Raw genomic sequence first — 22,511 nt, 5'->3', positions numbered from 1 at the left:
ACTTTTGTTGTTTTATTTCATATGGTTATTTAATCGCTTTTATCGTTAAGAACGATAACTAAAACAGGTTAGTCCATTTGGTTATTAATTATTTCCATCCCTTCTTTAATTGTTATTATCCCCGCCGTTAACCTTATCTTCAGTTTGGATTTATTCGCTTAAAGTCCGCTTTGCTACTGGAACATAACGACGCATGACAACACAGGCCCCACCTTCAAATTTGCTTCCCCTTAACCCGGAGCAACTGGCGCGCCTCCAGGCCGCGACTTCCGATTTTTCACCCACCCAGCTTGCCTGGGTCTCCGGCTATTTCTGGGGAATGCTGAACCAGCAGCCGGGTGCTGTGGCAGGCGTACCGCCAACGGCCGTTGAAATTCCTGCCATCACGCTTATCTCCGCTTCGCAAACGGGTAATGCCCGTCGTGTGGCCGAAGCGCTGCGTGATGACCTGCTCGCCGCGAAGCTGAACGTTAACCTGGTCAACGCCGGGGATTATAAATTCAAACAGATCGCGTCAGAAAAACTGCTGGTGGTGGTGGCGTCAACGCAGGGGGAAGGTGAGCCTGCTGAAGAAGCCGTCGCGCTGCATAAGTTCCTGTTCTCGAAAAAAGCGCCAAAGCTCGAGGGCACCGCCTTTGCCGTCTTCGGCCTCGGTGATACGTCCTATGAATTTTTCTGCCAGTCCGGTAAAGATTTCGACAGCAAGCTGGCGGAGCTGGGCGCAGAGCGCCTGCTGGATCGCGTAGACGCTGACGTGGAATACCAGGCTGCCGCGGCCGAATGGCGGGCGCGCATCGTTGAGGTGCTGAAGGCCCGCGTCCCGAAAGAGACGCCAGCGCAGGCCGCCGTTACCGTAGCCGGCACCGTTAACGAAATCCACACCAGCCCTTACACGAAAGAGGCGCCGCTGACGGCGAGCCTGTCGGTAAACCAGAAAATCACGGGCCGTGATTCAGAAAAAGACGTGCGCCATATCGAAATCGATCTCGGTGACTCTGGCCTGCGTTACCAGCCTGGCGATGCGCTGGGCGTCTGGTATCAGAACGATCCGGCGCTGGTGAAAGAGCTGGTCGAGCTGCTGTGGCTGAAAGGCGATGAACCGGTTACCGTGGATGGCAAAACGCTCTCGATCTCCGAGGCGCTCCAGTGGCATTTCGAACTGACGGTGAACACCGCCAACATCGTTGAAAACTACGCCACCTTAACCCGCAGCGAATCGCTCCTTCCGCTGGTCGGGGATAAGGCGAAGTTACAGCAATACGCGGCGACAACGCCGATTGTCGATATGGTGCGTTTCTCTCCGGCACAGCTGGATGCTGACGCGCTGGTCGGCCTGCTGCGTCCGCTGACCCCGCGCCTGTACTCCATCGCCTCCTCGCAGGCGGAAGTGGAAAACGAAGTCCACATCACCGTTGGCGTGGTGCGTTACGACATCGAAGGCCGCGCGCGCGCGGGTGGGGCGTCAGGCTTCCTGGCAGACCGCGTGGAAGAAGAGGGTGAAGTTCGCGTCTTTATCGAGCACAACGACAACTTCCGCCTGCCGGCGAACCCCGAAACGCCGGTGATTATGATTGGCCCGGGCACCGGTATTGCGCCATTCCGCGCCTTTATGCAGCAGCGTGCGGCAGACGACGCGCCGGGTAAAAACTGGCTGTTCTTCGGCAACCCGCACTTTACTGAAGATTTCCTCTACCAGGTTGAGTGGCAGCGCTACGTCAAAGAGGGCGTGCTGACCCGCATCGATCTGGCCTGGTCCCGCGATCAGAAAGAAAAAGTATACGTACAAGACAAACTGCGCGAACAGGGCGCAGAGCTGTGGCGCTGGATCAATGACGGCGCCCACATTTATGTCTGCGGCGACGCCAATCGCATGGCGAAAGACGTTGAGCAGGCACTGCTGGAAGTGATTGCCGAATTCGGCGGTATGGATGCCGAAACGGCGGATGAATTTTTAAGTGAGCTGCGCGTAGAGCGCCGTTATCAGCGAGATGTCTACTAATGAGCGAAAAACATCCTGGCCCACTGGTGGTCGAAGGCAAACTGACTGATGCCGAGCGCATGAAGGTAGAGAGCAACTACCTGCGCGGTACCATTGCCGAAGATTTAAATGACGGCCTGACCGGCGGTTTCAAAGGCGACAACTTCCTGCTGATCCGTTTCCACGGTATGTACCAACAGGACGACCGCGATATCCGCGCCGAGCGTGCCGAACAGAAGCTGGAGCCGCGTCACGCGATGCTGCTGCGCTGTCGTCTGCCGGGCGGGGTAATCACTACGAAACAGTGGCAGGCGATCGACAAGTTTGCCGGTGAAAACACAATCTACGGCAGCATTCGTCTGACCAACCGTCAGACCTTCCAGTTCCACGGCATTCTGAAGAAGAACGTCAAGCCGGTGCACCAGATGCTGCACTCCGTGGGTCTGGACGCGCTGGCGACTGCCAACGACATGAACCGTAACGTGCTCTGCACCTCGAACCCGTACGAATCTGAGCTGCACGCCGAAGCGTACGAGTGGGCGAAAAAAATCTCCGAACATCTGCTGCCACGTACCCGCGCCTATGCGGAGATCTGGCTCGATCAGGAGAAAGTCGCCACCACCGATGAAGAGCCGATCCTCGGTCAGACCTACCTGCCGCGTAAGTTTAAAACCACGGTGGTGATCCCGCCGCAGAACGATATCGACCTGCACGCCAACGACATGAACTTCGTGGCGATTGCCGAAAACGGCAAGCTGGTCGGCTTTAACCTGCTGGTGGGCGGCGGTTTGTCCATTGAGCACGGTAACAAGAAAACTTACGCCCGCACCGCGAGCGAGTTCGGCTTCCTGCCGCTGGAGCACACGCTGGCCGTGGCAGAGGCGGTGGTTACGACCCAGCGCGACTGGGGTAACCGTACCGATCGTAAAAACGCGAAAACCAAATATACCCTTGAGCGCGTAGGCGTCGAGACGTTCAAAGAAGAAGTGGAGCGTCGCGCGGGCATCAAGTTTGAGCCGATCCGCCCTTACGAATTCACCGGTCGCGGCGATCGCATCGGCTGGGTGAAAGGCATCGACAATAACTGGCACCTGACGCTGTTTATCGAAAACGGCCGTATTCTTGATTATCCGGGCCGTCCGCTGAAAACCGGCTTGCTGGAAATCGCAAAGATCCACAAAGGCGAGTTCCGTATTACCGCCAACCAGAACCTGATCGTCGCCAGCGTGCCGGAAAGCGATAAGGCGAGAATTGAAGAGCTGGCCCGCGAGCACGGGTTGATGAACGCGGTGAAGCCGCAGCGTGAAAACTCAATGGCCTGCGTGTCGTTCCCGACCTGTCCGCTGGCGATGGCCGAAGCCGAGCGTTTCCTGCCGTCCTTCACTGATAAAGTGGAGGCGATTCTGGAAAAACACGGTATTCCGGACGAGCATATTGTTATGCGCGTGACGGGCTGTCCGAACGGCTGCGGCCGCGCGATGCTGGCCGAACTCGGTCTGGTAGGGAAAGCGCCGGGTCGCTATAACCTGCACCTGGGCGGTAACCGTATCGGGACACGAATTCCGCGTATGTTCCGTGAGAACATCACCGAGCCGGAAATTCTCGATTCCCTCGACGTGCTTATCGGACGCTGGGCGAAAGAGCGCGAAGCGGGTGAAGGCTTCGGCGACTTTACGGTACGTGCGGGTATCATTCGCCCGGTGCTCGATCCCGCAAGGGATTTCTGGGAGTAATCCATCCTTTGCCCGGTGGCGCTTCGCTTACCGGGCCTACGGGTTTTGTAGGCCGGGCAAACGCAGTGCCGCCCGGCGAAACAGGCAAACGAGGTTCTTATGTCCGTACTCGATCTAAACGCCCTTAATGACCTGCCAAAAGTTGAACGCATTCTGGCCCTGGCAGAAACTAACGCCCAACTGGAAAAGCTCGACGCCGAAGGGCGCGTGGCGTGGGCGCTGGAAAACCTGCCGGGAGACTATGTGCTTTCGTCGAGCTTTGGCATTCAGGCGGCGGTCAGTCTGCATCTGGTGAATCAGATCCGTCCGGACATTCCGGTGATCCTCACCGATACCGGCTATCTGTTCCCGGAGACCTATCAGTTTATCGACGAGCTGACGGACAAGCTCAAGCTGAACCTGAAGGTTTATCGCGCAACCGAAAGCGCGGCCTGGCAGGAGGCGCGTTACGGCAAGCTGTGGGAGCAGGGCGTTGAGGGCATCGAGAAATACAATGAGATCAACAAGGTCGAGCCGATGAACCGCGCGCTGAAAGATCTTCAGGCGCAGACGTGGTTTGCTGGGCTCCGCCGCGAGCAGTCCGGGAGCCGGGCAACGCTGCCGGTGCTGGCGGTGCAGCGTGGCGTGTTCAAAGTGCTGCCGATCATCGACTGGGATAACCGCACGGTGTACCAGTATCTGCAAAAGCACGGGCTGAAGTACCATCCGCTGTGGGATCAGGGCTACCTGTCGGTAGGCGACACCCATACCACGCGTAAATGGGAACCGGGAATGGCGGAAGAAGAGACGCGATTCTTTGGGCTGAAGCGCGAGTGCGGGCTGCACGAAGGGTAATGTTTTTTCGCCCGGTGGCGGCTACGCCTTACCGGGCCTACGTTTCGTGCCGTTGTAGGCCCGGTAAGCGCAGCGCCACCGGGCTTAATTGCATCAGGCTTTCCCCGCTTTCGCCAGCTCCTTCACCAGCGGCAGCATCACTTTCACGACATCCCGGCTGCGGTGCTCAATCCGTTGCGGCAGCGTTTTATCAATGTGCTGCTGATTATCCAGCCGCACGTCATGCCAGCTGGTTCCGTTTGGGAACGCCTTCGATTTAGCGCGCTGCTGATAGCCATCTTTTTTGCCCAGCGCCCAGTTAGTTGCCTCGACGTACAGCACCGGAATGCCCGCCTTATCAAACACTTCACCGTCATTACAGCAGCCCGTGCCTTTGGGATAATCGGGGTTACCGCCCGGATTTGTCGCGGCATAGACGCCATGCGTGCGGGCAAGCGCCAGCGCGCGGTCGCGGGTGAGTTTACGTACGCTGCTCGGCGTGCTCTGTCCGCTATTAAAATAGAGCTTATCTCCCACGATCAGATTATCGAGGTTAATCACCAGCAATGTATTTTTCTTCTCCTCAGCGGTCATGCGCTTAAGGAGATTCTCAGCGCCGAGTTTTCCTTCTTCTTCACCGCTGGTCGCAACAAAGCGAATGCTGTATTTCGTCGGAATATTCTTCAGGCGTTCGGCCAGCTCAAGCATGACGCCCAGCCCCGCCGCATTGTCATCCAGTCCCTGAAGCGTCAGCCCGCCGAGGTTATTATCGACATCAGCGTCGCTCATCGGCGTGTAGGTATCAAGGTGCGCCATAATAATAATCTGCTCAGCCGCCTTTCCTTCGTGCGCCGCAATGACCGTGCTGCCGGTTACGTTATGCCAGTTTTGCGTTTTATTGCGAGTGGTATAGATGTAGCGGCTGTGGAAAGCGCGAATGTCGCTTTCATAGCCCATATCCGCAAACTGCTGACGAATATAGTCTGCCGAGAGCATCTCGGCTGGGGTTCCGGTCATACGGCCCGGAAAGACCGTCGCAATATGCCGCGCCTGCATACTGGCTATTTCACCGTAAGATGGATTTTTTGCCTGAGCCGGAAGGATAAAGCAAACGCCGAGCGCCAGGGCAACGAATCGGTGGCGCATTGCGGAAAACATAGTGAGTCCTTAAAAACAGAGCAAAATTTTAACCCGCATAGTATGAAACTGTGATCGGGTAGACACAATTTGAATTGCTCTTAAATGCCCGAAATTTCGCGTGTTAAGCACTTTTTGATATTTGCTTTTCCACTGCGTTATTCCATTGAGTAACTACTCATTCCAATTCGTAATTTCATTCGATCTAAGCCGCCCCCTATAGTCCCTTTATTCGTGGTTGTTAGTGAGTTGTTGCCTGTGGACTATCTCCCCCTTTTTGCTGCCTTAAAAGACCGACCGGTATTGGTTGTCGGGACGGGTGAAATTGCCGATCGCAAAATCGCCTTCCTGCAACGCGCCGGGGCGCAGGTGCAGATCGTTGCAGAGGCGGATTTTGCAGAGTCTCAGATCGACAGCGTGGTACTGGTGATTGCGGCAACCGAAGATCGGGCGCTCAACAGCCGAATCTCCGCCGCAGCCCAGGCCCGTCACCGTCTGGTGAACGTGGTAGACGACCAGCCGCTGTGCTCGTTTATCTTCCCGTCGATTGTTGACCGCTCGCCGCTGCTGGTGGCGATCTCCTCCGGCGGCACCGCACCGGTGCTGGCGCGCGTGCTGCGGGAAAAAATCGAAGCGCTGCTGCCGACCAGCCTCGGGCGCATGGCGGAGAAGGCCAGCTACTGGCGCAACCACCTTAAAACGCGTCTGACCAGCGTGACGGAACGCCGTCGCTTCTGGGAGCGTGTGTTTCGCGGCCGCTTTGCCAGCCTGATGCATGCCGGTAACGAGACGGCGGCGCAACAAATTCTCGAAGACGAACTGGATAACCCCGGCAGTACGGGCGGGGAGATCATTCTGGTGGGTGCCGGGCCGGGCGATGCCGGGCTGCTCACGCTGCGTGGCCTCCAGGTTCTTCAGGATGCGGATGTCGTGTTCTACGACCATCTGGTCACCGACGGTATTCGCGAACTGATCCGACGTGACGCGGAGCAAATCTGCGTTGGTAAACGTGCCGGCGAGCACTCCGTGCCGCAGCACGACACCAATCAAATGCTGATTGCCGCCGCGAAAGCGGGCAAGACCGTGGTGCGCCTGAAAGGGGGCGACCCGTTTATCTTCGGCCGTGGTGGCGAGGAGTTGCAGGCGGCAGCCGAAGCGGGCGTCCCGTTCCAGGTGGTCCCCGGCATTACGGCTGCGTCTGCCGTCACGGCCTACGCCGGTATTCCGCTGACCCATCGCGATTACGCCCAGAGCGTGACCTTTGTGACCGGGCATTATAAAGCCGACTGCACGCCGTTTGACTGGTCGCATCTCGCCCAGAGCCGACAAACGCTGGCGATTTATATGGGCACGATGAAAGCGGCAGACATCAGCGAACAGCTTATTCAGCACGGTCGCGATGCGACGACGCCGGTAGCAGTGATCTCCCGCGGGACACGCGTCGATCAGCATGTCGCCATCGGCACTTTACAAGACCTTGCAACCCTGGCGAAAGACGCCCCGATGCCCGCCCTGATCGTGGTGGGAGAAGTGGTGCAGTTGCACAGCTCGCTCGCCTGGTTCCAACACACAACCGACACAGAAGGCTTCGGCGCTTCTGTTGTAAATTTGGCTTAAGGAACGGTTATGGACCAAAAACGACTTACTCACCTGCGGCAGCTCGAAGCGGAAAGTATCCACATTATCCGCGAAGTGGCCGCCGAGTTCTCTAACCCGGTGATGATGTACTCCATCGGTAAAGATTCCAGCGTCATGCTGCACCTGGCGCGTAAAGCGTTTTATCCGGGAACGCTGCCGTTCCCGCTGCTGCATGTGGATACCGGCTGGAAATTCCGCGAGATGTACGAGTTTCGTGACCGTACCGCCAAAGCCTACGGCTGCGAGCTGCTGGTGCACAAAAACCCGGAAGGGGTGGCGATGGGCATCAACCCGTTCGTGCACGGCAGCGCCAAGCATACCGATATCATGAAAACCGAAGGGCTGAAGCAGGCGCTGAATAAATACGGTTTTGATGCGGCCTTCGGCGGCGCGCGGCGTGACGAAGAGAAATCCCGCGCCAAAGAGCGTATCTACTCTTTCCGCGACCGCTTCCACCGCTGGGACCCGAAAAACCAGCGTCCGGAGCTGTGGCACAACTACAACGGCCAGATCAACAAGGGCGAAAGCATTCGCGTCTTCCCGCTCTCCAACTGGACCGAGCTGGATATCTGGCAGTACATCTATCTGGAAAATATTGAGATCGTTCCGCTGTATCTGGCAGCAGAGCGCCCGGTCCTGGAGCGCGACGGCATGCTGATGATGATCGACGACGATCGCATTGATTTACAGCCGGGTGAAGTGATCAAAAAACAGATGGTCCGTTTCCGTACTCTCGGCTGCTGGCCGTTGACCGGCGCGGTGGAATCCAGTGCGCAGACGCTGCCGGAGATCATCGAGGAGATGCTGGTGTCGACCACCAGTGAGCGACAGGGCCGCGTGATTGACCGCGACCAGGCAGGCTCCATGGAGCTGAAGAAACGTCAGGGTTATTTCTAAGGAGCCGCCATGAATACGACTATTGCCCAACAAATTGCCGATGAAGGCGGCGTAGAAGCTTATCTGCACGCCCAACAGTACAAAAGTCTGCTGCGTTTCCTGACCTGCGGCAGCGTTGATGACGGGAAAAGTACCCTGATTGGTCGTCTGCTGCACGACACGCGACAAATTTACGAAGATCAGCTCTCTTCCCTGCACAACGACAGTAAACGCCACGGCACCCAGGGCGAAAAACTCGACCTGGCGCTGCTGGTGGACGGCTTGCAGGCGGAGCGCGAGCAGGGCATTACCATTGATGTCGCCTATCGCTACTTCTCTACTGAAAAGCGCAAATTTATTATCGCCGACACCCCGGGGCATGAGCAGTACACCCGTAACATGGCGACCGGCGCGTCCACCTGTGACCTGGCGATCCTGCTGATGGACGCCCGTAAAGGCGTGCTGGATCAGACGCGTCGTCACAGCTTTATCTCTACGCTGCTGGGGATCAAACACCTGGTGGTGGCGGTGAACAAAATGGATCTGGTGGACTACAGCGAAGCGCGATTCGACGAGATCCGCCAGAGCTACCTGACCTTTGCTGAACAGCTGCCGGGCAACCTCGATATTCGCTTTGTGCCGCTGTCGGCGCTGGAAGGGGATAACGTCGCCTCTCAGAGCGCGAACATGCCGTGGTACAGCGGCCCGACGCTGCTGGAGGTGCTGGAAACCGTTGAAATTCAGCGCGTGGTTGAGACCCAGCCGATGCGCTTCCCGGTGCAGTACGTAAACCGTCCGAACCTCGATTTCCGCGGCTTCTCCGGCACCCTTGCGTCCGGCTCGGTCAACGTGGGCCAGCGCGTGAAGGTGCTGCCGTCCGGCGTGGAATCGACCATTGCCCGTATCGTCACCTTTGATGGCGATCTGGACGAAGCAGGGGCAGGTGAAGCAGTAACCCTGGTGCTAAAAGACGAGATTGACATCAGCCGCGGCGATCTGCTGGTCGACGCGCAGGAAACGCTGGCGGCGGTGCAGGGCGCATCCGTGGACGTGGTGTGGATGGCGGAACAGCCCCTGACCGCAGGCCAGAGCTATGACATTAAAATTGCCGGCAAGAAAACCCGCGCCCGCGTGGACGGCATTCAGTTCCAGGTGGACATCAACAACCTGACCCACCGTGACGTGAGCGAGCTACCGCTGAACGGCATCGGTCTGGTGGATCTGACCTTCGACGAGCCGCTGGTGCTGGATCCGTATCAGCAGAATCCGGTGACGGGCGGGCTGATCTTTATCGACCGCCTGACCAACGTCACCGTCGGCGCCGGGATGGTCCGTGAGCCAAACGCGCAGGCTACCGTGGCCTCTGAGTTCAGCGCGTTTGAACTTGAGCTGAATGCGCTGGTGCGTAAACACTTCCCGCACTGGGGCGCACGCGATTTGCTGGGAGGCAAGTAATGGCTGCCCATGATGAGAACGTCGTCTGGCATCCTCATCCGGTCACCGTCGCCCAGCGCGAACAGCTCCACGGTCACCGTGGGGTTGTGCTGTGGTTTACCGGGCTGTCTGGCTCCGGTAAATCCACGGTGGCAGGCGCGCTGGAAGAGGCGCTGCATCAGCAGGGAGTGAGCACCTACCTGCTGGACGGCGACAACGTGCGTCACGGCCTGTGTAGCGATTTAGGGTTCAGCGATGAAGACCGTAAAGAGAACATTCGCCGGGTGGGAGAAGTCGCCAGCCTGATGGCGGATGCCGGGCTGGTGGTGCTGACGGCGTTTATCTCACCGCACCGCGCCGAACGTCAGATGGTGCGTGAGCGCGTGGGCCGGAATCGCTTCATTGAAGTGTTTGTGGATACGCCGCTGGCAATCTGCGAAGCGCGCGATCCGAAAGGGCTGTATAAAAAAGCCCGCGCGGGAGAGCTGCGATACTTCACCGGTATTGACTCGGTTTACGAAGCGCCTGAATCCCCTGAGATTCATCTGGAAGGTCAACAATTGGTAACAAATTTAGTAAGCCAATTATTAGACCTGCTCAGACGGGACGATATTATCAGATCCTGAGACGGTATCGTTCGGGAGCTGTCTTCCCGAGCGATGAGTCACGGTCACAGGATTAGCTATGCGCAACAGTGAAAACTACATGATTACCACCGGGTCGGAACCGTTAACGACCGACGACGAGACGACCTGGTCCTTCCCTGGGGCGATTGTCGGCTTTGTGTCGTGGCTACTGGCGCTGGGTATCCCGTTTTTGATCTACGGTGGAAACACCCTCTTTTTCTTCCTCTATACCTGGCCTTTCTTCCTGGCGCTGATGCCCGTTGCGGTTGTGGTGGGCGTGGCGCTGCACTCCCTTTTCAACGGCAAGCTCCTGTATAGTACGCTCATCACTATCGCCACCGTTGTGGTCATCTTTGGCCTGCTGTTTTTATGGCTGATGGGCTAACTTACGGCATAATTAAAACCCCGCAGTAGAGTCCAGCGGAAAGTTATGGGATGATGATGCCGTTTTTTCAGGGGGCAGGATGGGTAAACTAACGCTGCTGTTGCTGGCTTTGCTGGTCTGGCTGCAATATTCGCTGTGGTTCGGCAAAAACGGACTGCACGACTACAGCCGGGTGAGCGATGACGTCGCGGCACAGCAGGCGACAAACGCCAAACTTAAAGCGCGTAACGATCAACTTTTTGCTGAAATTGATGACCTCAATGGCGGCCAGGAGGCGATTGAGGAGCGCGCACGCAATGAACTTAGTATGACTAAGCCGGGCGAAACGTTTTATCGCCTGGTTCCGGATGCGTCTAAACGCAATCAGGGCTCCGCACAAAACAATCGATAATCAGGCCCAGGATTACGACATGGCAGCAACTTTTTCGGACGTCTGTGCCGTGGTGCCGGCCGCAGGTTTTGGCCGGCGTATGCAGACAGAATGTCCTAAGCAGTATCTCTCAATTGGCGATAAAACGATCCTCGAGCACGCCGTGGCGGCGCTGCTGGCGCATGCCCGGGTGAAACGCGTTGTTATTGCCATCAGCCCCGGCGATGCACGTTTTGCGCAGCTCCCGCTGGCGAATCATCCTCAGATTACCGTCGTTGACGGCGGCGCAGAGCGGGCTGACTCCGTTCTGGCGGGCATTCAGGCTGCCGGGAACGCGCAGTGGGTGCTGGTGCACGATGCCGCGCGTCCCTGTCTGCATCACGACGATCTGTCGCGTCTGCTGGCCCTGAGTGAAACCAGTAAAGTGGGCGGCATTCTGGCCGCCCCGGTGCGTGACACCATGAAGCGTGCCGAACCGGGTAAACCGGCGATTGCCCACACCGTCGAGCGCGTCGATCTATGGCACGCGCTGACGCCACAATTTTTTCCCCGCGAATTACTCCACGACTGCTTAACGCGTGCGCTTAAAGAAGGTGCGACCATTACGGACGAAGCCTCGGCGCTGGAGTATTGCGGTTTCCACCCCACGCTTGTTGAAGGGCGCGCTGATAATATAAAAGTGACGCGCCCGGAAGACTTACAGCTCGCGGAATTTTATCTTACCCGTACGACCCCTCAGGAGAAGGCATAATGCGTATTGGACACGGTTTTGATGTACACGCCTTTGGCGGCGTTGGCCCAATTATCATTGGCGGCGTGCGCATTCCATACGAAAAAGGTCTGCTGGCGCATTCTGATGGCGACGTGGCGCTGCATGCGCTGACCGACGCGCTGCTGGGTGCCGCCGCGCTGGGCGACATTGGCAAACTGTTCCCGGACACCGATCCTGCTTTTAAAGGCGCAGACAGCCGCGAACTGCTGCGCGAAGCCTGGCGTCGTATTCAGGCCAAAGGCTACACCCTCGGCAACGTTGATGTGACGATCATTGCTCAGGCACCGAAGATGCTGCCGCACATCCCTCAGATGCGCGTGTTTATCGCTGAAGATCTGGGTTGCCATATGGACGACGTCAACGTCAAAGCGACCACCACGGAGAAGCTGGGCTTTACTGGTCGTGGCGAAGGCATTGCCTGTGAAGCCGTGGCGCTGCTGGTGAAGGCGGCCAAATGACCGATTTCGACAACCTGACGTATCTGCACGGTGAACCGCAGGGCAAGGGGCTGCTGAAAGCCAACCCTGAAGATTTCGTGGTAGTGGAAGATCTCGGTTTTGAGCCGGACGGCGAAGGCGAGCACATCCTGGTGCGCATTCTGAAAAACGGCTGCAACACCCGCTTCGTGGCGGACGCGCTGGCAAAATTCCTCAATATTCACGCCCGCGAAGTGAGCTTTGCCGGTCAAAAAGATAAACATGCCGTGACCGAACAGTGGCTTTGCGCCCGCGTGCCCGGCAATGCCATGCCCGATTTAAGCAAATTTGAGCTTGAGGGCTGTAAGGTACTGGAGTACGCCCGCCATAAACGCAAATTGCGTCTGGGCGCACTGAAAGGCAATGCCTTTACCCTGGTGTTGCGCGAAGTGACCGAACGCGAGGACGTTGAAAAACGCCTGAAGGCCATTAACGAACGCGGCGTACCAAACTATTTCGGCGCTCAGCGCTTTGGTATCGGTGGTAGCAACCTGCTGGGCGCGCTGCGCTGGGCGCAAAGCGGTGCACCGGTGCGCGATCGTAATAAACGCAGTTTTTGGTTGTCGGCGGCCCGCAGTGCGTTGTTTAATCAGATTGTGAGCGAACGGCTGAAAAAACCGGACGCGAATCAAGTTGTTGTCGGCGATGCGCTACAATTAGCGGGACGCGGAAGCTGGTTTGTGGCAACGGCCGAAGAGATGGCCGATGTCCAGTCGCGCGTGGACGCTAAAACGCTGATGATTACCGCCGCCTTGCCGGGTTCAGGCGACTGGGGAACCCAGGGCGAGGCGCTGGCCGCTGAGCAGTCAGCGGTGGCGGATGCGCCAGAATTACAATCGTTGCTGGTGCGGGAAAAGGTCGAGGCGGCACGTCGTGCGATGCTCCTCTACCCGCAACAGCTGAGCTGGAACTGGTGGGATGACGTAACCGTCGAGTTACGCTTCTGGCTGCCGGCAGGTAGCTTTGCCACCAGTGTTGTCAGGGAACTTATCAACACGTCGGGTGATTATGCGAATATTGCTGAGTAACGATGACGGGATCCATGCGCCAGGTATTCAGACGCTGGCGAAACACCTCCGCGAATTTGCGGATGTGCAGGTCGTGGCTCCCGATCGTAACCGCAGTGGCGCGTCTAACTCATTGACGCTGGAGTCTTCACTTCGCACCTTTACCTTTGAGAATGGCGATATTGCCGTCCAGATGGGGACGCCGACCGACTGCGTGTTTCTGGGCGTGAACGCGCTGATGCGCCCGCGGCCGGATGTTGTGGTCTCCGGCATCAATGCCGGGCCAAATCTTGGCGATGATGTGATTTACTCCGGCACCGTGGCCGCGGCGATGGAAGGGCGTCACCTGGGGTTTCCGGCGCTGGCGGTCTCGTTAAACGGTCACACCCACTATGACACAGCCGCCGCGGTGACCTGCTCCATTCTCCGTGCGCTTGGCCGCGAGCCGCTGCGTACCGGACGTATCCTCAATATTAACGTACCGGACCTCCCGCTGGACGAGATCAAAGGGATACGCGTGACGCGCTGTGGCAGTCGCCATCCTGCCGATCAGGTTATTCCCCAGCAGGATCCGCGCGGCAATACCCTGTACTGGATCGGCCCGCCGGGAGATAAATGCGATGCCGGGCCAGACACCGACTTCGCTGCGGTGGATGAAGGGTACGTTTCCGTTACGCCGTTGCACGTAGATTTAACCGCTTATAGCGCGCATGATGTGGTGTCGGACTGGTTAGATCGGGTCGGAGTGAACGCGCAATGGTAAGTAAACGTGTACAAACTCTTCTGGAACAATTACGCGCACAGGGGATCGCCAACGAGCAGGTGCTGAACGCGCTTGCCCAGGTTCCCCGTGAGAAGTTTGTAGATGAGGCGTTTGAACACAAAGCGTGGGAAAACGTGGCGTTGCCCATTGGGCAAGGCCAGACGATTTCGCAGCCCTACATGGTGGCGCGTATGACGGAGCTTCTGGAGTTAACGCCAGAGTCCCGGGTGCTGGAAATTGGTACCGGTTCAGGGTATCAAACCGCGATCCTGGCTCACCTTGTGCACCATGTCTGTTCGGTGGAACGGATTAAAGGGTTGCAGTGGCAGGCGCGCCGTCGCCTGAAACAGCTTGATTTACATAATGTATCGACACGCCACGGCGATGGATGGCAGGGTTGGCAGGCTCGCGCCCCGTTTGACGCCATCATTGTCACGGCAGCGCCACCTGAAATCCCCACTGCGCTTCTTTCGCAGCTGGACGAGGGTGGCATTCTTGTATTGCCCGTCGGCGATGAGCAGCAGCTTTTGAAGCGCGTTCGTCGACGCGGCGGCGAGTTTATTATCGATACCGTGGAAGCCGTGCGCTTTGTGCCCCTGGTTAAGGGCGAACTGGCCTGAGACTCGGATTTTTCCAGGGTTATTAAGGCAAATTCAGCGTATGGTGTGGCGCGATAGATTCGTGCCATTACGGTTATTTTTAAGTCACTGGTAGTTAACACATTCCTGGGGGATAAATGAGCGCGGGAAGCCCAAAATTCACCATCAGCCGTGTTGCGGCATTATCACTGGTTTCGCTCTGGCTGGCAGGCTGTACAAGTTCAAATAACGCGCCTGCGCCCGTCAGTTCCGTTAATGGAACCAGCGGCTCGGGTAACACGTCCAGCGGAATGTTGATCACCCCTCCGCCTAAAATGGGCACCTCAACGGCGCAGCAAACTCCGCAGATCCAGCCGGTTCAGCGTCCAGTTACGCAGCCTACGCAGATTCAGGCAGTGGAACAGCCTGTTCAGACTGAAAATGGCCGCATAGTGTATAACCGTAAGTATGGGAACATTCCGAAAGGTAGCTATACCGGCGGCAGCACCTATACCGTGAAGCGCGGCGATACGCTGTTCTATATTGCCTGGATCACCGGGAACGATTTCCGCGATCTGGCACAGCGAAACAACGTCCAGGCCCCGTATGCTCTGGAAGTCGGGCAAACGCTTCAGGTTGGCAACGCGACGGGGACACCGCTTACGCCAGGCAACACCGTTTCAGCGGCCGACGTAACTGCGCAAAATAACAGCGTTACTCCTGCACAAAAAACCACCACGGTGGTTGCTTCACAACCTGTAATTACGTATTCTGAGGATTCAGGTGATCAGAGTGCTAACAAAATGTTGCCGAATAATAAAGGTACTGCGACTGTTGTCACAGCACCGACTACGGCACCTGTGGTTAGCTCTACTGTACCGACTGCAAGCAGTCAGAATGCCAGCTCGTCAATCACCACCTGGCGCTGGCCAACTGACGGCAAGATTATCGAGAACTTCGCTACCTCTGAGGGGGGCAACAAAGGGATCGATATCGCAGGCAGTAAAGGACAGGCAATCATCGCGACCGCAGACGGACGCGTTGTCTATGCCGGTAACGCACTGCGCGGTTACGGTAATCTTATTATCATCAAACATAACGATGATTACCTGAGTGCCTACGCCCATAACGACACTATGCTGGTCCGGGAACAACAAGAAGTTAAGGCGGGGCAAAAAATCGCTACCATGGGTAGCACCGGAACCAGTTCTACACGCTTGCATTTTGAAATTCGTTACAAGGGGAAATCCGTAAACCCGCTGCAATATTTACCGCAGCGATAAATTGACGGGGCATGCCAGCCAGGGTGTCTCGTCCAGGGATCACGGGTAGGAGCCACCTTTATGAGTCAGAATACGCTGAAAGTTCATGATTTAAATGAAGACGCGGAATTTGATGAGAACGGATCAGAGGCTTTTGACGAAAAAGCCTTAGTAGAAGAGGAACCCAGTGATAACGATTTGGCTGAAGAAGAGCTGTTATCGCAGGGTGCCACACAGCGTGTGCTGGACGCGACTCAGCTTTACCTTGGGGAGATTGGTTACTCCCCACTGCTAACGGCCGAAGAAGAAGTCTATTTCGCACGTCGTGCTTTGCGTGGTGATGTTGCCTCGCGTCGTCGCATGATCGAAAGTAACCTGCGACTGGTCGTGAAAATTGCCCGCCGTTACGGCAATCGTGGTCTGGCTCTGCTGGATCTGATTGAAGAGGGCAACTTAGGTCTCATCCGCGCAGTTGAGAAGTTTGACCCGGAACGCGGGTTCCGTTTCTCAACCTACGCGACCTGGTGGATTCGTCAGACCATCGAACGGGCTATTATGAACCAGACCCGTACGATTCGACTGCCGATCCACATCGTCAAAGAGTTGAATGTTTATCTGCGTACCGCGCGCGAGTTGTCCCATAAACTGGACCACGAGCCAAGTGCGGAAGAGATTGCAGAGCAACTCGACAAACCGGTTGATGACGTAAGCCGTATGCTGCGTCTCAACGAGCGCATTACCTCGGTTGACACCCCGCTGGGTGGTGACTCCGAAAAAGCGCTGCTGGACATCCTGGCCGATGAAAAAGACAACGGCCCGGAAGACACCACGCAGGACGATGACATGAAACAGAGCATCGTCAAATGGCTGTTCGAACTGAACGCCAAACAGCGTGAAGTGCTGGCACGTCGTTTCGGTTTACTGGGGTATGAAGCTGCGACACTGGAAGATGTCGGCCGTGAGATTGGCCTGACCCGTGAACGTGTTCGTCAGATTCAGGTTGAAGGGCTACGCCGCCTGCGTGAAATCCTGCAAGGGCAAGGTCTGAATATCGAAGCGCTGTTCCGCGAGTAAGCAACCATTCGTCAGAAAAGGCCCGTCGTGAGACGGGCCTTTTTTATGCCTTACGATTGCGCCGTTTCGTGCAGCAAACGCCAGGTGATGTTATCCCCTTCCTGATTAAGCACCGCGGTTGACCAGCGCACGTTGACGGGCTGGCCTGGCCGGGTTTGCGTCTCCCGGTAATGGAGCACCGCGCCGTTGTCCCATGTCTGAAGCGTTGTTAACGCATCAATACCGATCCTGAGCCCGGGTCGGGTTCCCCGCTGCGCATATAAAAATTGGGCCAGAGCGTGATGATCTAAATGGGTGCCACTCGGTGGAACCATCAGAAAATCCGGACGGAAACGGGCGAGCAGGGTGTCCCGATCGCCTTCGCCTGCACCTAACCAGTTTTCAAGGGCGACGTGGATGTCGAGGATCTCTTGTTCGAAATGGGTCATGGTTGCTCCTGTTGCAGTTGCGCAAGTAACTGCGTGTTATTAAGACGGTAGACGTACAGTACGGGCAGCAGAGTGATAACTGCGGCAAAAATAAACATCCCGTGCCAGGCGGCCAGCGGCGTAAAATAAGCTTGCATGAAGCTCAGCGCCTGCGCCAGCAGCAGGGTACCCGCAAAAAAGCTCAACTGACGATTCAGATTCCATAGCGCACTGGCATCAGGCATATCTTCCCGCCGCGTTGTCAAAAACGCGCTGCTCTGAGCCGTACTGCTGCAAAGGCTTCCCCCCGCACCCATTAACGCAAACGCAACGGCAGGTAACAGCATAGCCGGGCCGACGTTAATTAAAAGCAGAATGCCCGTCGCCTGCAAAAGGCAACCGATGACCACCAGCGGCCGCGGGCCGATACGGTTGAAATAGCGTCCTGTCGCGGTGATAGCCAAAAACGATGCCACAGACCACGGCAGCATAAGCATGCCCGTTGCGGTGGGCGTCATATTGGCCTCGCTCTGAAGGTAATACATGCCCGTTACGTTCACGCCAATAAAGATGCCGGGTACGCATACATAGATAAGCATGGATAAGCGCAACAGCGGATCCGTCAGCAAAGACAGGTTTACTATTCTGGTGGTGTTTATCGGTGACGGTTCTGTTTTAAGCCACGCGCAGGCCAAAACAAAGGTGACAATGGCGACGGGCAGGGTGGCAAAAAATATCCAGCGCCAGCTGAATGTCTGAACCAGCATGCCGCCCACAGCCGGTGAGCAGGCGGGGGCAAGCAGCGCGACCAGCATCACCGCCGAGGTGAGTCTGGCCCGCTCATGAGGCTTAAACTGTTGCCAGGTCAGCGCCTGACCAACCGGGATCAGTAAACCCCCTCCGGCGCCCTGCACGACGCGCCAGGCAATCAAACTTTCCAGCGAAGATGAGAGACCCGCCGCAACGGAGGCCGCGCTAAAGAGAAGCAGTGAGAGCAGAATAACGCGCTTCGGCCCGACGCGGCACGTCAGAATACTGCTGAATGGGATGACTAACGTCAGCCCGGCAATGTATCCGTTACTTACCCAGGCAAGCGCGGAAGGTGTGGTATTGAATGCGTGAGCCATCGCCGGAAAGGCGACGCTGGCAATAAACATGTTTATCAAATCAAGGAAAAAGCCGAGCAGAAAGACGACGGCGATTTTGCTGCGATACGTCATGGAAGTTCCTCCGGTGAGGTGGCGTATCGTATCGGCCCGCGCGTTACGGATAAACGCGACAAAGGACGATATACTGTCAACATTATTTTGACAGTTAACCAGGCAAGCGATGCTTAATTTACAGCGTACGGCGATGTTTATCGCCGTAGCGGACACCGGCAGTTTCACCGCCGCGGCGGAGGCGATGGGGCTGACAAAAGCGGTGGTCAGCTTTCATATTCGTCAGCTTGAAGAGGAGCTGGGCGTCACCCTGTTGCTGCGAACCACCCGACGCCTGACGCTGACCGAGGCGGGGAAGCTCTTTCATCAACGAAGCGTGATGCTGTTACGGGATGCAGAGCGATTGCAGGATGATGTTCGCGCCAACCACGCCGGGCTGACGGGAGAACTGCGGATCACCACCACGCCCGAGTATGGCTCGCAGGTGGTGGTGCCTTTGCTGGCTGAGTTTAGCCAGCTGCACCCTGATCTCCGCGTGCGGCATGTCTCGTCCTCTTTGCATGCCGATCTTATCGCCGAGCGCTTCGATGTCGCTATCCGGCTCGGCACGCTTGCAGATTCGCGCTACCACGCCGCGTTGATGACCTCCTTCACCATCCTGCCCGTGGCGACGCCATGCTGGCTGGCAAACCATCCGGTTGACTCGCTGGAGCAGCTGGCGGAAGCGGACTGGATCATTCACGAGCGTTTAACGTCGCCGCTGCGCTGGCAGGTGAGAGGCGTTGATCGGCATCCTGTTTCCTTTGAGATCAGAAAAGCGCCGCGCCTGTATGCAGACAGTGCCCAGGCGTTGATGGCTTTTGCCCTCGCGGGATGTGGCGTGGCGCTGTTGCCGGAGTGGCTGGTGCGTAACGCACTGGATACAGGGACGCTGGTCTCGCTGTTACCGGAGTACACGTTTGCTCAGCAGGGCATCTATGCTGTTTATCCCGATGCCCGGCATGTGCCCGCGAAAGTGCGAACATTTATTGATTTTATGCGCGTCAGGGTTACTTAACTCTGCATCATCTTTTTAATGAGCGCTGAAAATTGCTCTCGTTCCGCGCCGTTAAGGCGCCCTAAAAACGCCTCATCCACCTCATTTCCAATCGGTTTACTGCTCTCAAGCAGGGCCTCACCTTCGGCCGTCAGAAAGACAAACCGACGGCGTTTGTCCGCCGGATCGTGCTCGCGCCTGACAAGGCCGCGTGCTTCCATGCGGCTCAGCATTTCTGCCAGCGTCGCTTTGGTGCTCACCGCGACTTCAGTCAGGGCAACCTGCTCAATGCCAGGATTTTCAGCAATTGACCGCATCACCGCATATTGTGGTTTGGTCAGTTCGGGCAATGCGTGTTGCCACTGGGCGGTATGCTGTTGAAAAAGCTGACGTAGCAGGTGAAAAGCTTCTTGTCTTAACTCCATGGACACTCCGACGGAAAAATACTCCCTCTATGATAGCCGCTCTCGGGCTGAATTTTAACGCGAGAGTTTTTAGCGAATAGTGTGATCGTATGCGAACGATCTTGTCAGCAGCAGGATCGAGGCGTAGTTTAGTTAATATGTTCGTATACGAACAAACTAATTGAGGTGCTGAATGAGATTGATTGTGGGAATGACGGGCGCGACGGGTGCACCATTAGGCGTGGCGTTGTTGCAAGCGCTGCGGGAAATGCCGGAGGTGGAAACGCATCTGGTGATGTCGAAGTGGGCAAAAACCACGATTGAGCTGGAAACGCCCTTCACTGCGCATGACGTTGCTGCACTGGCGGATGTCGTCCATAGCCCGGCCGATCAGGCTGCCACCATCTCCTCCGGCTCGTTTCGCACCGACGGCATGATCGTCATTCCGTGCAGCATGAAAACGCTGGCGGGTATCCGCGCGGGCTACGCCGAAGGGCTGGTAGGGCGTGCGGCAGACGTGGTGCTGAAAGAGGGACGCAAGCTGGTGCTGGTTCCGCGTGAGACGCCGCTCAGCACCATCCATCTTGAGAACATGCTTGCCCTTTCCCGCATGGGCGTGGCGATGGTGCCGCCTATGCCTGCGTACTACAACCACCCACAAACCGCCGATGACATAACCCAGCATATCGTGACCCGCGTTCTCGACCAGTTTGGTCTGGAGCATAAAAAAGCCCGACGCTGGGAAGGTTTGCAGGCAGCGAAACATTTTTCACAGGAGAATAAAGATGGCATTTGATGATTTGAGAAGCTTCTTGCAGGCGCTCGATGAGCAAGGGCAGCTGCTGAAAATTGAGGAAGAGGTAAACGCTGAGCCGGATTTAGCCGCCGCCGCCAACGCTACCGGACGCATTGGCGATGGTGCGCCTGCGCTGTGGTTCGATAATATTCGCGGCTTCACCGATGCCCGTGTGGTGATGAACACTATCGGCTCGTGGCAAAACCACGCTATTTCGATGGGGCTGCCAGCAAATACCCCGGTGAAAAAACAGATCGACGAGTTTATTCGTCGCTGGGACAAATTCCCCGTCTCGCCAGAGCGTCGTGCAAATCCGGCCTGGGCGCAGAACACGGTGGACGGGGAAGACATCAACCTGTTCGACATTCTGCCGCTGTTCCGCCTGAACGACGGTGACGGGGGCTTTTATCTCGATAAAGCGTGCGTTGTCTCCCGCGATCCGCTCGACCCCGATCACTTCGGCAAGCAGAACGTCGGGATTTACCGTATGGAAGTGAAGGGCAAGCGTAAGCTCGGCCTGCAACCGGTGCCGATGCATGATATCGCGCTGCATCTGCATAAGGCAGAAGAGCGCGGCGAAGACCTGCCTATTGCCATTACGCTGGGTAACGATCCGATCATCACCCTGATGGGCGCCACGCCGCTGAAATACGATCAATCCGAGTATGAGATGGCCGGTGCGCTACGCGAAAGTCCGTATCCGATTGCGACGGCTCCGCTGACCGGTTTCGATGTGCCGTGGGGGTCGGAAGTGATCCTCGAAGGGGTGATTGAAGGCCGAAAACGTGAAATTGAAGGGCCATTCGGTGAGTTTACCGGACACTACTCCGGCGGGCGCAACATGACGGTCGTGCGCATTGATAAAGTCTCTTACCGCACAAAACCCATTTTCGAATCTCTCTACCTGGGGATGCCGTGGACCGAGATTGATTATCTGATGGGGCCCGCTACCTGCGTGCCGCTCTATCAGCAGCTGAAGGCGGAATTCCCGGAAGTGCAGGCGGTAAACGCCATGTACACCCACGGCCTGCTGGCGATTATCTCCACCAAAAAACGATACGGCGGTTTTGCCCGTGCAGTCGGGCTCCGCGCCATGACCACGCCACACGGTCTGGGTTACGTGAAAATGGTGATTATGGTGGATGAGGACGTCGATCCGTTTAACCTGCCGCAGGTGATGTGGGCGCTGTCATCGAAGGTCAATCCGGCTGGCGATCTGGTGCAGCTACCGAATATGTCTGTGCTGGAGCTTGACCCCGGCTCCAGCCCGGCGGGGATCACTGACAAGCTGATCATTGATGCCACCACCCCTGTCGCTCCGGACAACCGTGGTCACTACAGCCAGCCGGTACAGGATCTCCCTGAAACCAAAGCCTGGGCCGAAAAACTGACCGCGATGCTGGCGGCACGTCAATAAGGAGGAAAAAATGATTTGTCCACGTTGTGCCGATGAACATATTGAAGTGATGGCAACATCACCGATGAAAGGTGTCTGGACGGTATACCAGTGTCAGCACTGTCTGTATACCTGGCGCGATACCGAACCGCTGCGCCGTACCAGCCGCGAGCATTACCCGGAAGCGTTCCGCATGACGCAGAAGGATATTGATGAGGCACCGCAGGTGCCGACGATCCCGCCGCTGCTGTAATAAAAAGCCCGGAGGTGCTGCGCTTACCGGGCGATAATATTGTGCGGTCTTTTGCCCGGTGGCGCTACGCTTACCGAGCCTACGGGTTTTGTAGGCCGGGTAAGGCGAAGCCGCCACCCGGCAAAAAAGACCGCAGA

The 22,511-nt window shown here is 56.9% G+C and carries 25 protein-coding genes; 20 read left to right on the top strand and 5 right to left on the bottom strand.

Annotated features, from left to right (window positions below; genetic code table 11):
* The first annotated feature begins 193 nt into the window (after nt 1–193).
* The 3 genes from cysJ to cysH all read left to right on the top strand — a co-directional run bounded on the left by cysJ (nt 194) and on the right by cysH (nt 4,545).
* Nucleotides 194–1,999: an NADPH-dependent assimilatory sulfite reductase flavoprotein subunit gene (cysJ, locus tag ACQG03_RS16820; protein WP_058676750.1), complete on the top strand. Its 1,806-nt coding sequence runs from the start codon at nt 194–196 to the stop codon at nt 1,997–1,999.
* The gene (gene cysI, locus ACQG03_RS16815; RefSeq protein WP_063148656.1) at nt 1,999–3,711 is read left to right on the top strand and encodes an assimilatory sulfite reductase (NADPH) hemoprotein subunit; all 1,713 of its coding nucleotides are present in this window, start codon (nt 1,999–2,001) and stop codon (nt 3,709–3,711) included. The genes cysJ and cysI overlap by 1 nt, the downstream gene beginning before the upstream one ends.
* Before the next feature lie 99 nt (nt 3,712–3,810).
* Nucleotides 3,811–4,545, top strand: a complete 735-nt coding sequence (gene cysH, locus ACQG03_RS16810) for a phosphoadenosine phosphosulfate reductase (RefSeq protein ID WP_063163537.1) — start codon at nt 3,811–3,813, stop codon at nt 4,543–4,545.
* A gap of 93 nt (nt 4,546–4,638) precedes the next feature.
* On the opposite strand, the gene ACQG03_RS16805 is transcribed toward cysH, so the two are convergent.
* Complete coding sequence (locus tag ACQG03_RS16805) at nt 4,639–5,682, bottom strand: aminopeptidase (protein WP_063163536.1); 1,044 nt, start codon at nt 5,680–5,682, stop codon at nt 4,639–4,641.
* A 237-nt stretch (nt 5,683–5,919) separates the two neighbouring features.
* Between ACQG03_RS16805 and cysG the strand changes: the two genes are divergently transcribed.
* From cysG to ACQG03_RS16750, 11 genes are all read left to right on the top strand, one after another.
* The gene (cysG, locus tag ACQG03_RS16800; protein WP_063163535.1) at nt 5,920–7,278 is read left to right on the top strand and encodes a siroheme synthase CysG; all 1,359 of its coding nucleotides are present in this window, start codon (nt 5,920–5,922) and stop codon (nt 7,276–7,278) included.
* Between the two features lie 9 nt (nt 7,279–7,287).
* Entirely contained in the window at nt 7,288–8,196 is a 909-nt protein-coding gene (cysD, locus tag ACQG03_RS16795; RefSeq protein WP_006811770.1) for a sulfate adenylyltransferase subunit CysD, read from the top strand.
* 9 nt (nt 8,197–8,205) lie between these two features.
* Nucleotides 8,206–9,630, top strand: a complete 1,425-nt coding sequence (cysN, locus tag ACQG03_RS16790) for a sulfate adenylyltransferase subunit CysN (protein ID WP_022649189.1) — start codon at nt 8,206–8,208, stop codon at nt 9,628–9,630.
* Nucleotides 9,630–10,235: an adenylyl-sulfate kinase gene (gene cysC / locus ACQG03_RS16785; protein ID WP_063163534.1), complete on the top strand. Its 606-nt coding sequence runs from the start codon at nt 9,630–9,632 to the stop codon at nt 10,233–10,235. Before cysN ends, cysC begins: the two co-directional genes overlap by 1 nt.
* A 58-nt stretch (nt 10,236–10,293) precedes the next feature.
* Nucleotides 10,294–10,620: a DUF3561 family protein gene (locus ACQG03_RS16780; protein WP_006811767.1), complete on the top strand. Its 327-nt coding sequence runs from the start codon at nt 10,294–10,296 to the stop codon at nt 10,618–10,620.
* Between the two features lie 79 nt (nt 10,621–10,699).
* Complete coding sequence (gene ftsB, locus ACQG03_RS16775) at nt 10,700–11,011, top strand: cell division protein FtsB (RefSeq protein WP_003862095.1); 312 nt, start codon at nt 10,700–10,702, stop codon at nt 11,009–11,011.
* A gap of 19 nt (nt 11,012–11,030) precedes the next feature.
* Nucleotides 11,031–11,741 carry a 2-C-methyl-D-erythritol 4-phosphate cytidylyltransferase gene (gene ispD / locus ACQG03_RS16770; RefSeq protein WP_000741569.1) on the top strand — a complete coding sequence of 237 codons (711 nt, stop codon included), beginning with the start codon at nt 11,031–11,033 and terminating at the stop codon, nt 11,739–11,741.
* Nucleotides 11,741–12,220, top strand: a complete 480-nt coding sequence (gene ispF, locus ACQG03_RS16765) for a 2-C-methyl-D-erythritol 2,4-cyclodiphosphate synthase (RefSeq protein ID WP_003862097.1) — start codon at nt 11,741–11,743, stop codon at nt 12,218–12,220. The genes ispD and ispF overlap by 1 nt, the downstream gene beginning before the upstream one ends.
* Complete coding sequence (truD, locus tag ACQG03_RS16760) at nt 12,217–13,266, top strand: tRNA pseudouridine(13) synthase TruD (protein ID WP_063163533.1); 1,050 nt, start codon at nt 12,217–12,219, stop codon at nt 13,264–13,266. Before ispF ends, truD begins: the two co-directional genes overlap by 4 nt.
* Nucleotides 13,247–14,008: a 5'/3'-nucleotidase SurE gene (surE, locus tag ACQG03_RS16755; RefSeq protein ID WP_017382816.1), complete on the top strand. Its 762-nt coding sequence runs from the start codon at nt 13,247–13,249 to the stop codon at nt 14,006–14,008. The genes truD and surE overlap by 20 nt, the downstream gene beginning before the upstream one ends.
* Entirely contained in the window at nt 14,002–14,628 is a 627-nt protein-coding gene (locus ACQG03_RS16750; protein WP_022649184.1) for a protein-L-isoaspartate(D-aspartate) O-methyltransferase, read from the top strand. Before surE ends, ACQG03_RS16750 begins: the two co-directional genes overlap by 7 nt.
* Nucleotides 14,629–14,722: 94 nt before the next feature.
* On the opposite strand, the gene ACQG03_RS16745 is transcribed toward ACQG03_RS16750, so the two are convergent.
* On the bottom strand, nt 14,723–14,854 hold the full coding sequence (locus tag ACQG03_RS16745; protein ID WP_306173474.1) for a peptidase: 132 nt from the start codon (nt 14,852–14,854) through the stop codon (nt 14,723–14,725).
* Between ACQG03_RS16745 and nlpD the strand changes: the two genes are divergently transcribed.
* Both nlpD and rpoS read left to right on the top strand, forming a co-directional pair.
* Complete coding sequence (nlpD, locus tag ACQG03_RS16740; RefSeq protein ID WP_306307778.1) at nt 14,796–15,869, top strand: murein hydrolase activator NlpD; 1,074 nt, start codon at nt 14,796–14,798, stop codon at nt 15,867–15,869. The two genes, ACQG03_RS16745 and nlpD, sit on opposite strands and share 59 nt — an antisense overlap.
* Before the next feature lie 60 nt (nt 15,870–15,929).
* Nucleotides 15,930–16,922, top strand: a complete 993-nt coding sequence (gene rpoS / locus ACQG03_RS16735) for an RNA polymerase sigma factor RpoS (RefSeq protein WP_022649182.1) — start codon at nt 15,930–15,932, stop codon at nt 16,920–16,922.
* Nucleotides 16,923–16,972: 50 nt separating this feature from the next.
* Here the strand turns inward: rpoS and ACQG03_RS16730 are convergent, their stop codons facing one another.
* Both ACQG03_RS16730 and ACQG03_RS16725 read right to left on the bottom strand, forming a co-directional pair.
* Entirely contained in the window at nt 16,973–17,350 is a 378-nt protein-coding gene (locus ACQG03_RS16730) for a DUF4440 domain-containing protein (RefSeq protein WP_046618656.1), read from the bottom strand.
* A complete protein-coding gene (locus ACQG03_RS16725) occupies nt 17,347–18,549 on the bottom strand; it encodes an MFS transporter (RefSeq protein ID WP_426726142.1) in 1,203 nt (400 codons plus the stop codon). Before ACQG03_RS16725 ends, ACQG03_RS16730 begins: the two co-directional genes overlap by 4 nt.
* 109 nt (nt 18,550–18,658) lie before the next feature.
* Here ACQG03_RS16725 and ACQG03_RS16720 point away from each other — a divergent pair, with 109 nt between their 5' ends.
* Nucleotides 18,659–19,546 carry a LysR family transcriptional regulator gene (locus tag ACQG03_RS16720; protein WP_046618652.1) on the top strand — a complete coding sequence of 296 codons (888 nt, stop codon included), beginning with the start codon at nt 18,659–18,661 and terminating at the stop codon, nt 19,544–19,546.
* Here ACQG03_RS16720 and ACQG03_RS16715 read toward each other — a convergent pair.
* Nucleotides 19,543–19,950, bottom strand: a complete 408-nt coding sequence (locus ACQG03_RS16715; RefSeq protein WP_058676744.1) for a MarR family winged helix-turn-helix transcriptional regulator — start codon at nt 19,948–19,950, stop codon at nt 19,543–19,545. The genes ACQG03_RS16720 and ACQG03_RS16715 overlap by 4 nt on opposite strands.
* 172 nt (nt 19,951–20,122) lie before the next feature.
* On the opposite strand from ACQG03_RS16715, the gene ACQG03_RS16710 reads away from it, so the two are divergent.
* Genes ACQG03_RS16710 through ACQG03_RS16700 form a run of 3 tightly spaced genes read left to right on the top strand, consistent with a single transcriptional unit; the run spans nt 20,123 to nt 22,374 of the window.
* Nucleotides 20,123–20,725: a non-oxidative hydroxyarylic acid decarboxylases subunit B gene (locus tag ACQG03_RS16710; RefSeq protein WP_003862111.1), complete on the top strand. Its 603-nt coding sequence runs from the start codon at nt 20,123–20,125 to the stop codon at nt 20,723–20,725.
* Nucleotides 20,715–22,142 carry a non-oxidative hydroxyarylic acid decarboxylases subunit C gene (locus ACQG03_RS16705; protein WP_023298476.1) on the top strand — a complete coding sequence of 476 codons (1,428 nt, stop codon included), beginning with the start codon at nt 20,715–20,717 and terminating at the stop codon, nt 22,140–22,142. The genes ACQG03_RS16710 and ACQG03_RS16705 overlap by 11 nt, the downstream gene beginning before the upstream one ends.
* Nucleotides 22,143–22,152: 10 nt before the next feature.
* Complete coding sequence (locus ACQG03_RS16700; protein ID WP_063158007.1) at nt 22,153–22,374, top strand: non-oxidative hydroxyarylic acid decarboxylases subunit D; 222 nt, start codon at nt 22,153–22,155, stop codon at nt 22,372–22,374.
* Nucleotides 22,375–22,511: the final 137 nt, after the last annotated feature.

The sequence above is a fragment of the Enterobacter cloacae complex sp. 342H5 genome (assembly GCF_050030905.1).
GTDB classification, from domain to species: Bacteria; Pseudomonadota; Gammaproteobacteria; order Enterobacterales; family Enterobacteriaceae; genus Enterobacter; species Enterobacter intestinihominis.
The sequence above is the reverse complement of the archived record's forward strand: the minus strand, read 5'-3'. Positions and strand labels throughout refer to the sequence as shown.